We start from the raw sequence: 11,803 nt of genomic DNA on the forward strand, positions 1-11,803 counted from the left end.
AGGCCTGAATAATTAAAATGTTGGTTTATTGAAGAGAGAACAGAGTATGATTTATCCTGTAAATGCAAGTGACAAACTCGGTCTGGCCGAGATCAAAACATATATTAAACAAAAGTGCCTCAGTGAGCCCGGCCGTGAGATGGTCGAGCGTATACAACCTCAGGTAAAATACGATCAGATCGATCGTTTCCTGAGACAGACAAATGAGTTCAAAGATCTGCTGGTCAATGATTCTCCACTACCTGTAGATCACTTATATCCTATCAAATCCTTAGTAGAGAAGGCAAGGGTGGAAGGGGCTTTTCTTTCAGAAGAAGAATTTTACAGAGTGTTGCTTTCTTTGCGTACAGTCTATGCTGTAATTCGCTATTTTAAAGAAAGAGAAGGACAGTATCCCAATCTGGAAGTCTTGTTTGAACATGTGGAGATCGAGAACAGTATTATCCGGAATATTGAGTCTGTTATTGATGAGCGGGGTAAGATGAAGAATAATGCTTCACGTCTGTTGCTGGATCTGACCCAACAGATTCTGAAAGCAGAACAGGAAGCACACAAGAGAATAGACAGTATCTTTAAGCAGGCTCAAAACAACGGATGGACAGCAGATGGAAACCTGACAATTCGTGATGGTCGTCTGGTAATTCCGATCCTGGCGGAGAATAAGAGAAAACTAAAAGGCCTGATTCACGATGAATCTGCAACCGGACAAACGGCTTATATAGAGCCTGAAGAGGTGTTTCATCTTAACAATAAGATTCGGGATCTGGAGTTTGAGCGTCGTCGGGAAGTAATTCGTATTCTGGTCGAGCTGACAAGTGTATTGCGGCCACATATTCCACTGTTGCTGTCTTACCACAGTTTACTGACAAAATTAGATTTTGTACGGGCCAAGGCTTTATTTGCTTTGGATATAGATGCGGATATGCCCGAATTGTCCAAAGAGGCAGAGGTTATGCTTCATAATGCACGTCATCCTTTATTATTCTTACATGCAAAGAAAGATCAGCATACCATAGTTCCACTGAATATTAATATCAATAATGCGGAACGTATTATCGTGGTGTCGGGTCCCAATGCAGGAGGAAAATCGGTGTGCATGAAGACGGTCGGATTATTACAGCTCATGGTGCAGTCCGGTTTGCTGATACCTGCAGATCCAACCTCCAGGGTAGGTATATTCCGGCAGATCTTTGCGGATATAGGTGATGACCAGTCCATAGAGAGTGATCTGAGTACGTATAGTGCCCACCTGTCCAAGATGAAGCATTTTACAGAGTTTGCCAATGCGCGTACCCTGGTGCTGATAGATGAATTCGGTACTGGTACTGATCCCTTATTTGGCGGACCGATGGCAGAATCAGTATTGGAAACATTGAATAAAAAACAAATCCGGGGTGTGATTACAACGCACTATTCCAATCTTAAGGTATTTGCGAGTAATACAGAAGGAATAGAAAATGCTTCCATGTTATTTGATAATGTGGCGATGAAGCCTTTGTATATTTTGCAGGTCGGTAAACCGGGAAGCTCTTATGCGTTTGAAATTGCTCAGAAGATCGGGTTGCGAAAAGATATTCTGGAACTGGCCCGACAAAAAATCGGTACGCAGCAGAAAAAGGTAGACACCTTATTGGTGGATCTGGAACGTGATAAAAAGGAAGTTCTGGAAACCAAAACAGCGATTCTGAAGCGTGAACGCGAACTGGTAGCCCTGAAAGCGGAATATGAAACGCTGCAGTCTTATCTGGATGAGAATAAAAAACAAATTCTCAAACAGGCTAAGGAAGAAGCGAGACAGATTCTTAAAGATGCTAACAAGCTGGTGGAGAACACCATTGCGGATATTAAATCTGTAAATGCAGATAAAGAAAAAACAAAGGAAATAAGAGGAAAGCTCACAAAGGCTGTCGCTGATCATAAACCAGCTCATGGAGCTACTGCTACATCTAAAGTAAAAATACAACCAGAAGAAGATACTGCTATAGAAGTCGGTGATTGGGTGAAAATTGTAGATTCGGGAAATGAAGCTCAGGTCATTGAGGTGGCGCGCAACAATAATCTGATACTGGCGCTGGGTGACTTACGTACAGTTGTAAAGCGCTCTAAAGTCAGCAAATTAAGAAGTAAGGAGAAGTCAAAAGCTATCAAGAAGAGTAGTAATACCCCTTCAGCTGCCGATTTTAGTCCGGAAGTAGATGTGAGAGGCATGCGCACTGAGGATGCACTGCATCAGATCGAACTGGTATTGGATAGAACGGTTATGATCGGATATCCGAGCCTTAAAATTGTTCATGGCAAAGGAGATGGTATTTTGCGTAAATTTATACGGGATTATCTGCGTAAGTATAGCCATGTATCCAGATTTGAGGATGAACATGCAGATAGAGGAGGAGACGGTATTACCTATGCTTATATAGACTAAGAGGTTAATAAGGTTCAGAGAGTTGATATGGTTGATAAAGTTAGAACTTGTGTGCTTCTATAGTTAAATAGCTATCTGTATCGTGTACTGTTGGTGTGGACACCAACAGACGCGTCAACAGCGATTGTCGGTGTCCACAACGGCAACACTATAGAGGCACAAGCATTATGCTTGCGCCAGACAAATACGAACAGTTAAACCAGATTAATTCTCTCCTTTTTAAGGAGAGATGCCCGCAGGGCAGAGAGGTTTTAAGTGAGGTGATAAAGTTCAGGATTGCTTTATTTGAAGATTATTATTGTCCTTAACAGCAGATAGTTTTATTATATTTGAATTTTCAATTTGGGTATTATGTTTGGAGATTTTTTTCAGGATGAACGTGTTCAGGCAGTCTTTGTATCCATTCTGTGCGGATGCGTTATCGGTTTTGAACGTGAATACCGCAATAAATCGGCAGGTTTCAGAACGGTTGTGCTTATCTGTTTCGGCTCCACTATTTTTACTATGGTCTCCATGTTAGGAGAGCAATCGGATGACCGTATTGCCGCAAATATCGTTACCGGAATAGGCTTTTTAGGTGCAGGTGTGATCTTTAAAGGTAAGATGTCTGTTTTGGGACTGACAACTGCCGCTGTCATATGGTCTATGGCGGCTATTGGTATGGTGATCGGTACAGGAGAGTTTGTACTGGCATTTTTTCTAACAGGTTGCATGTTTGTTATTCTGGCTTTCTTCCATAAGATTGAACGTATGTTGTCCGGTTTTTTCTTTACGAAGACTTTATATATTACTTTTCAGGATATAGGATTGTACCATCTTAAAGATTTTGAAGAGCTGTTACTCGATGGCAGCGTAAAACCCGTGCGTAAGGGTCTGGAAAAGCGTGGTAATCAGCTGATGGTCATTTATGATATTACAGGCAGACGTAAGCATATTCAGGCTGTCAATGAAAAGATCGTCGGGCTGGATTATGTATATGAGTTCTCTTATTCTTAATTCATCTCAATTATGTCGTTTAACATTTGTCAATCTGCTTTTTATATCCTTCTGATCCTTGTCTTTTCACACGCTCCGCGCATAGCTTTTGCTCAGGAAGAGCCAGCCCGTACATTAGATATCCGTATTTTGGAATCTATTGCTGAAACGCGTACCCCAGCACAGAATGCCACCTTTCATTTTATATCAGACTCCCATAATTACATGCAGATTGCTATTCCGGCAGGTCTGTTTATAGCAGGAGCTATCAGTGATGATAAACAGATGCGTCAAAATGCCGGATATGTCATCAGCAGCACTGCAGTGACAGCTTTGTTAAATATCGGATTAAAACAGGTTTTTAAACGTTCACGTCCTTTTAAGAAATATAATAATTTCACAGCCTTGTCTACACCAGGTTCGTTCTCATTTCCTTCGGGACATACATCAGCGGCTTTTAGTACAGCCACAGCTTTGTCTCATGCCTATCCCAAATGGTATGTCATAGCTCCGGCCATGTTATGGGCAGGTAGTGTAGGCTATTCGCGTATGTATCTAGGAGTACACTACACTTCCGATGTAGCGGCAGGTGCAGCTCTGGGCGCGGGAACTGCATTAGGTATGGGCTTTATGAAGAAATAAATAGCAGAGATAAAGCTTAGGTTAGGGATAGTGGATTCGCCCCTTTTGATTCACAAAGTTCCTGTTATATACCCTGATCTGTATAAAATCAGTAATTCTTTAGAGAATAAATAAGGTGTAACATATATAATTTGTGGTATTTTATTATGCCTGCATGCTACTTTATGTTACAAATCAGAGGGATATAGTTGCATAAAATCCTATATTATGATTTTTCATCAAAATAGTTATCCACAATTCACAATTGTTAAATTTTGTTAAATTATTAAGAAATTAAAGGCCTTATTTTAATTTCTGTAAGAAATGGGCAGATAAATATAAATTTTTCAATTCGGCTCCTTCTATTTAGAATATTTGTAAATAACTTGATGATAATGAGCCCCCTGATCTGTATTAAGTTTATGTTAAGTTTACAAATATTCAACTCCTCTTTTTATTTTTGCAGGACAAATTTCATAATTCAAAATAATGAAGAAATCTTTACTATTTTTTGCTTTAGTTCTTGCAAGCTACGGTACGATCCAGGCGCAGGTAACGACAAGTAGTGTAACTGGTATTGTGACTCAAACAAGCGGTCAAGTTACTGCCGGAGCTACAATTAAAGCGACTCACGTCCCATCCGGTACCGTTTATTCGGGTTCAGCCAATGGAGCAGGACGATTCAACCTGGCTAACATGCGTGTTGGTGGTCCCTACAAAGTAGAGGTGACCTATGTCGGTCAAAACCCTATTTTGTATGAGGATATTTATCTTCAGTTGGGTGAGCCTTTTGTGCTAAATCCTAAGTTTGGCGAAAAGGAAACTAGTCTTGACGAGGTAGTCGTTACAGGACGAAATGCGTTGAAAAGTGAGAAAAATGGAGCTTCAACAATTGTTGGAAGAAGACAAATTGAAAATCTTCCTTCTATTACCCGAAGTGTAAATGATTTGACTCGTTTGACACCACAAGCTAACGGTACTTCTATCGGTGGTGGTAATTTCAGATCAAATAACTTTACTTTGGATGGGGCTAACTTTAACAATCAATTTGGTATCGGAAGTAATGTTCCTGCTAATGGCTCACCAATTTCTATTGATGCGATTGAACAGATCTCAGTAAATGTAACACCTTACGATGTACGTCAATCCGGATTTACAGGAGCTGCGATCAATGCTGTAACGCGTTCTGGTCGTAATGAGTTTTTTGGATCCGCTTTCTATACAGGGCGTTCAGATAAACAACAAGGAACACGTATAGGTGACGTATTGACTCCGGTAAACCAATTGTCAGTAAAACAATATGGTGTCAGCCTGGGTGGGCCAATTATAAAAGATAAAGTATTCTTTTTTGTTAATTTAGAACAGAATAAAACTGAGGAGCCAGGTCCTGTCAAAATCGCTTCTTCTCCAACAAATCCTTTCGGAGTAGCAGGTACACCATCTTACGTAGCAAGACCTACAGAAACTTTTATGAATGAGGTTTCGGCATTTTTAAAAGAAAAATACGGATATGAAACCGGACCTTATCAGGGATACTCTAATAAAAGTAATAATGATAAATTATTTGCACGTTTAGACTGGAATATTGCCAGCAATCATAAGATTAACTTCAGATATAATCAGGTAAAAGCTAAATCTCCTGCAGAAATTAGTAACTCTTTTACAGGATCGAATCTTTCAGGATTAAGCCGTACAGGAAGTAATGCACTACATTTCTCTAACTCCAATTATTTTCAGGAAACCAATCTGTACTCTGCAACATTAGAATATACAGGTAAATTTGGAAATGTAAACAGTTCAGCCCGTATTTCTTATGTTAATCAGGATGAACCACGTTCTGTAGACGGAGGTTTATTTCCATTAGTGGATATTAAAGAAGGTAATAATATAATTACCACATTTGGATATGAGCCATTCTCATATGGTAACTTAAGACAGGTTAAAACATGGACTGCTAACTATGATGTAAATTATACTTATAATAATCATGATTTTACAGCAGGAATTCAGTTTGAGACCAGTGATGTAAAAAATGGATTTCAGCGTTTTGGTGCCGGATATTATTTATTTAATTCATGGGATGACTTTAAGAATGGCGCAAAAGCAGCTAATTATGCATTAACTTATCCGTTAACTCCGGATGGTTCTCAGGCATTCCCACGCTTTAAATTTAATCAATGGTCATTGTATTTACAGGATCAATTTACCGTAAATGACAAATTGAAATTAACAGGAGGATTACGTTTTGAACTTCCGGGATACCCTGATGTTTCAGAAATTAAAGATCATCCTTTGATCTCTGCATTAACTTTTGCGGATGGTTTAAAAATAAATACAGGTGTTCTGCCAAAGACAAAAGTAATGGTTTCTCCAAGATTTGGTTTCAATTACGACGTAATGGGTGATCGTTCACTGATGCTTAGAGGAGGAACTGGAATCTTTACTGGTCGTATTCCTTTCGTGTGGATAGTATCTCAGTCTGGTGATTCAGGTATGCTTCAGGCAAGTATTATTAGAACTGGAAATGATGTTCCAAATTTCAGTCCTGATATCAAGGCTAATTATCCGGCAGCCATTGCAGATCCTACTTCTCAGATTTCTTCTTCCAGTATTTCTGTAATGGATCCGAATTTGAAATTCCCTTCCACCTGGAAATCAAGTTTAGCGGTTGATTATAAACTTCCGTTCGGTGTAATCGGTACATTAGAAGGTATTTATAATAAGGATATAAATGCAGTTGTAGCAAGAAATGTGAATTTAGCAAATCCTAAAGAAATGAAGATTGCAGGTTATGCAGATAACCGCTTTGTATATGGAGATGCTAATGTGGATAAATTTATAAACAAACTAGCTAACAACCAGGCTTCTCCTACGGGTACTGGAGCATTTTCAGCTATTCAGATGTCTAATCAAAAAGGAGGACATTATTGGTCTGTAACTGCACAATTATCAAAAGCATTTGAAGACGGATTCTCTGCTTCCTTAGCTTATACAAGAAGCGGTGCTAAAAACTATGGTGACGGATCAGGTAGTCAGATTGCTAACTTATGGTCTCTTCCTTATCAATATGGAGGTAATTCCAACATCCCAAGTTTAAGTTATACAGACAATGTATTGCCAGATCGTCTGGTAGGGTCAGTTTCTTACGCAAATAAATGGATTAAAAATCTAAATACCTCAGTTACATTATTCTATTCAGGTTCTTCAACTGGTCGCGTTTCCTATGCGTACAATGGTGACTTTAACCGCGATGGACAAAATAATGACCTGATCTATGTTCCAAAGGATGCTTCTGAAATTTCTTTTGTTGATATTGCTGCATCAGCAGGATCTATTTATGGTGGAAAAGCGTATACAGCTCAACAGCAATCCGATATTTTCTTTGCTTTGATTGATAGCGATGATTATCTGAAATCAAGAAAAGGTAAATATGCAGAACGTAACGGTGGAGTTATGCCTTGGAGACATCAGTTTGATTTAAGATTAACGCAGGAAATCTTTAACGGAATTGGCGGAGGTAAAAATTCTCTTGAGTTCTTCTGGGACGTATTCAACATTGGTAACTTATTTAATTCAGATTGGGGAGTATATAAGATTAGCAATAATCAGTTGTTAATCCCTGTCAATATGGTTAAATCAAACAGTAACCCTACATCTTTAGATGTAGAAGGTAATGTAAAACCAACATTCAGATTGAATGGTGCAAATGGTGATGTGATCAGAGAAACAACTCGTGTGAATCAAACAATTACTTCAACATACTACATGCAGTTTGGTGTTAAGTTTAAATTCAACTAGTATTTTTTAGGAATAGAAAGTAAAACCCTCGCTGAATATTTTCAGCGAGGGTTTTTTATGATCCAATTTTATTATAGCGAGTTTTGAAGAATAAAATTTAACATCCACTTTCAGAGTAGTTACTTTTGATAGCTGTATTTCAATTACTAATACTCCTCACTACAGATTGAACAATTTGAATAACAATAAGCCATATTTTGAACAGGATATCGTATCCAGATGGTCTGCACAAGTAGGTATTCGTTATATCTTCAACTAATTTAGAGGATACACATCTTCTTTATATGAAATCCCCGTCAGAATTTCTGGCGAGGATTCTTTCTTTTTTTTTTTTTTTGCACTAATGAATGTTGAGTATTTGTTATATTAATGTTGTATTTGTTATTTTATATCGAAGAAAAGAATATTTTCGTAAATTTATATAGTTTAATTTAAATTTATGATTATGAAAAATTATGTTTTTATGTTTTTTATTGTATTGTTGTTTTCTTGCAATAAGAATGATGAATTGACAACCGATAATAATTCAGATTCGAAATATATTGAAAAATTAAAAAATTTAGGATTTGATTTATCAGAAGGTTTTTATCAGGACAAAAATGGCTACACAGTAGAATATGATATTTTTCTATCTAAAGAGGATATTGATTATTTTACTGACCAAAAAGATCTTGAGCAATTTAGAGGTATTGAACTGAACAAGTTGGCATCAATAAATCCAACAAAACTTGATGTTAAGAAAATTTCCCAATATAGAACTACAGAGATGGTTAATTATATATCTGTAGGGGGATTACGATCTATTTCAATTTATCTTGATCCATCATTGAATAATGTTATTGGCAATCAGTTGAATGTAGCTATACAAAGATATAATGATTTAGAGTTAGCTCTCATATTTGAAAGAACTCAAAATCCTGCTAATGCTAACATAAAAATAGTATCTGTTTATGATAATTCAGATGATGCATATTTAATGAAAGCAGGATTTCCTAAAAACGGATCTCCATTTAATGAGATTTTAGTAAATACATATTTTTACAATTCCTCTACTACAAGAAATGATGTGCCTTCTACATTAGCCCATGAAATAGGACATTGCATAGGTTTACGACATACAGATTATATGAATCGAGTATTTAGTTGTGGTGTAAAACCAGGAAAAAATCCTAATGAAGGAAGTGGAAATAATGGGGCTGTTCACATAACTGGAACTCCTAATACTGCCGAAAATAATTCATATATGTTGGCTTGTATTTCGGGCAGTGATAGACCGTTTACTAGTAATGATATTATAGCGTTAAAAACGCTTTATAATAGAGAAAGACCATACATAAGAGAAGATAGACAAGAGGAAGAACTATTTTATGATTCGTATAGCGGGTCTTTTGATATAAGAGTTACATCAACATTTTCTTTGTTTAAAGATAAAGCAATGACTCAGCCATATACTAAACCTTATGAAATACTTTTAATGGTTGGATATACCTACTATGAAACATATAATAAAACCAAGTATAATCCAGTAAGTCGAAAGGAATCATTTATTTTACAGCCAGGAACAAATTCGGTTTCTATTACAAAAGAATGGATGGAAGACAGGGAGTTTGGCGATTTAGTTTTTGGAAGAAAGACTGAATATTATTCATTAGTAGATTTTTACGGATATCAGAGGCCTTAATCTTAGCGCTCATTAAATTAAGAAACCCCGTCAGAATTTCTGACGGGCTGTTGTATTAATTAGATTTTAGATTGCTCTCTAAAAATTCGGTTTTAGCAGATACTTATCGTAGAATCTGAAGATATGTTCTGCAGCATCTTCTGCACTATCGACTACACGATACAGTTTCAGATCTTCTTCACTGATATAGGCATTGCCCAACATTGTATTCTGAACCCAATCAATTAATCCGCCCCAATATTCGCTACCTACCAATACAATAGGGAAGCGGGCAATCTTTCCGGTCTGAATCAGCGTAATGGCTTCAAACAACTCATCCATCGTTCCGAATCCCCCGGGCATAACAATATATCCCTGAGAATATTTCATAAACATGACTTTACGAACAAAGAAGTAATTAAATTCCAGCAGCTTATCCCTGTCAATATACTTATTGTGGAATTGTTCAAAAGGAAGTTCTATATTCAGACCTACGGATTTACCTCCGGCTTCATAAGCACCTTTGTTAGCTGCTTCCATAATACCGGGACCGCCTCCAGAAATAACACCGTAACCTCTTTCTGTCAATAGCTTGCCGATATCGACAGCCATTTGATAATATTTATGTTCTCGGGGAGTTCTGGCAGATCCGAATATGGATACACAAGGACCTATTTTAGCTAGTTTTTCAAAACCATCAACAAATTCCGACATGATCTTAAAGATCTGCCACGAATCTTTCACCTTAATCTCCTGCCAAGTTTTGTTCTCGAACGCACGTAAGATTTTATCTTCCTTCATATTTAAATACTGTTTAAAAAAATTATAGCCATCTTCTGAGGATGACTCTTACAAGATATACATTTTTTCTAAAATCAAAAATAATTATGCTGTCATAGTTTTTGCAGACGCAGAAAAAAATAAATTACAGGACTCAGGAATAAGGGATAATTTACGTATCACCTGATCAGCCTGTAAGTGAGTGTTTAATAGCCGGAACGTATTTCCTTCCGATAATTATGTGTTGCTGTTTATGTTTCTCCAATTTACATTAATCTAACAATAGCACCATGTTTTCTTAAAGATGCTGTAATATCTACTTAATATGTAAAAGCTAGGTTTGCAGCGTGAAATATCGATTTAGCAATGTCTGTGAAGTTTGAAAATCAATCCTTTTAAATTTCTGACTATTCGCCGAATTCAGACAGAAGAAATCAGATGACCACAGTTTTCAGTACGTATTAACCCGTAAACTATTAAATATTCGTGTGCATATGAAATATCCATGTAGTACAGGCTACACAAATACGAATGAATATAGTTTGGATATTCCATATGACAATTGAAAATCAAATTTTATGCATATGAAACTTTACATCAACTACATTTTACTTTTACTGGTCGTCTTGACTTCCTGTAATTCTTCTGAAATTGAAAAACTACAGCTTTCCCAATCGTCTGCATCTGTGGCGCAGGTACTGCCGGAGGGGACAAACTGGATGAGCTTTATCCAGGGAGAGCGTAAGCTTTCCGCACTGAGTATTCCGGGGACACATGATGCCGGTGCTCGCTATGAACCTGTTTCGGGCACTGCAAAGACGCAGAACCTGACCATCGCAGAGCAACTGAATGCCGGAGTCCGTTTTCTGGATGTGCGTTGTCGTTTTGTAGATGATAACTTTGCTATCCATCACGGACCAGTATATCAGCATCTCAATTTTGATGATGTACTGCAATCCTGCAAAAGCTTCTTACAAGCACATCCTTCGGAAACCATTATTATGAGTGTCAAGGAAGAGCATACACCCAATGGCAATTCAATGACTTTCGAAGAGCGTTTTATCAAGTATACCGATGCCTATTCAGGTCTGTTCAGGTTAGAGGCAGATATTCCTTCTTTACAGCAGGCACGGGGTAAGATTGTGTTATTAAGAAGATTCAGCAGCGCACAGGCACTCGGTATTCAGGCCAATAACGGATGGTCGGACAACACCTCTTTCACCATTCAGAATCAGGAATCTACTCTACAGGTACAGGATGCCTATCAGGTGAGCAGTAATACAGATAAATGGAATGCCATCCATACTTTATTGAATACAAGTAAGAATACGGATCCGGCTTCCGGAACATTGTTTTTGAATTTCTCCAGCGGATATCAGAAAAAATTATGGGTGATCCCTAACATTCCGTCCGTATCCAATGAGATAAACCCCAAATTATTAAACTATTTCAATCAGCAGACGACCAGCCATTTCGGGGTTATTATTACCGATTTTATTCATGCTGATCTGGCTAAAAGTATTTTCAATACCAATTTTTAAAACAAT

General features: G+C 37.5%; 7 protein-coding genes. 6 read left to right on the forward strand and 1 reads right to left on the reverse strand.

Annotated elements, in window-relative coordinates; genetic code table 11:
* The first annotated feature begins 46 nt into the window (after positions 1-46).
* The 5 genes from HMPREF0766_RS06700 (at position 47) to HMPREF0766_RS06720 (ending at position 9,497) form a co-directional block, all read left to right on the forward strand.
* Positions 47-2,422 carry an endonuclease MutS2 gene (locus HMPREF0766_RS06700; RefSeq protein ID WP_002994795.1) on the forward strand — a complete coding sequence of 792 codons (2,376 nt, stop codon included), beginning with the start codon at positions 47-49 and terminating at the stop codon, positions 2,420-2,422.
* Between the two features lie 351 nt (positions 2,423-2,773).
* A complete protein-coding gene (locus HMPREF0766_RS06705) occupies positions 2,774-3,418 on the forward strand; it encodes an MgtC/SapB family protein (RefSeq protein WP_002994797.1) in 645 nt (214 codons plus the stop codon).
* 12 nt (positions 3,419-3,430) lie between these two features.
* A complete protein-coding gene (locus HMPREF0766_RS06710) occupies positions 3,431-4,039 on the forward strand; it encodes a phosphatase PAP2 family protein (RefSeq protein ID WP_002994799.1) in 609 nt (202 codons plus the stop codon).
* A gap of 468 nt (positions 4,040-4,507) precedes the next feature.
* Positions 4,508-7,816 carry a TonB-dependent receptor gene (locus tag HMPREF0766_RS06715; protein WP_002994800.1) on the forward strand — a complete coding sequence of 1,103 codons (3,309 nt, stop codon included), beginning with the start codon at positions 4,508-4,510 and terminating at the stop codon, positions 7,814-7,816.
* A 445-nt stretch (positions 7,817-8,261) separates the two neighbouring features.
* Positions 8,262-9,497: a M57 family metalloprotease gene (locus HMPREF0766_RS06720; protein ID WP_002994801.1), complete on the forward strand. Its 1,236-nt coding sequence runs from the start codon at positions 8,262-8,264 to the stop codon at positions 9,495-9,497.
* Positions 9,498-9,575: 78 nt separating this feature from the next.
* On the opposite strand, the gene HMPREF0766_RS06725 is transcribed toward HMPREF0766_RS06720, so the two are convergent.
* Positions 9,576-10,277, reverse strand: coding sequence for an LOG family protein (locus HMPREF0766_RS06725; RefSeq protein ID WP_002994802.1), 702 nt, complete (start codon positions 10,275-10,277; stop codon positions 9,576-9,578).
* 563 nt (positions 10,278-10,840) lie between these two features.
* On the opposite strand from HMPREF0766_RS06725, the gene HMPREF0766_RS06730 reads away from it, so the two are divergent.
* Entirely contained in the window at positions 10,841-11,797 is a 957-nt protein-coding gene (locus HMPREF0766_RS06730) for a phosphatidylinositol-specific phospholipase C (protein ID WP_236590517.1), read from the forward strand.
* Positions 11,798-11,803 lie beyond the last annotated feature (6 nt).

Origin of the sequence: Sphingobacterium spiritivorum ATCC 33861 (genome assembly GCF_000143765.1) — a bacterium.
Classification (GTDB): Bacteria; Bacteroidota; Bacteroidia; order Sphingobacteriales; family Sphingobacteriaceae; genus Sphingobacterium; species Sphingobacterium spiritivorum.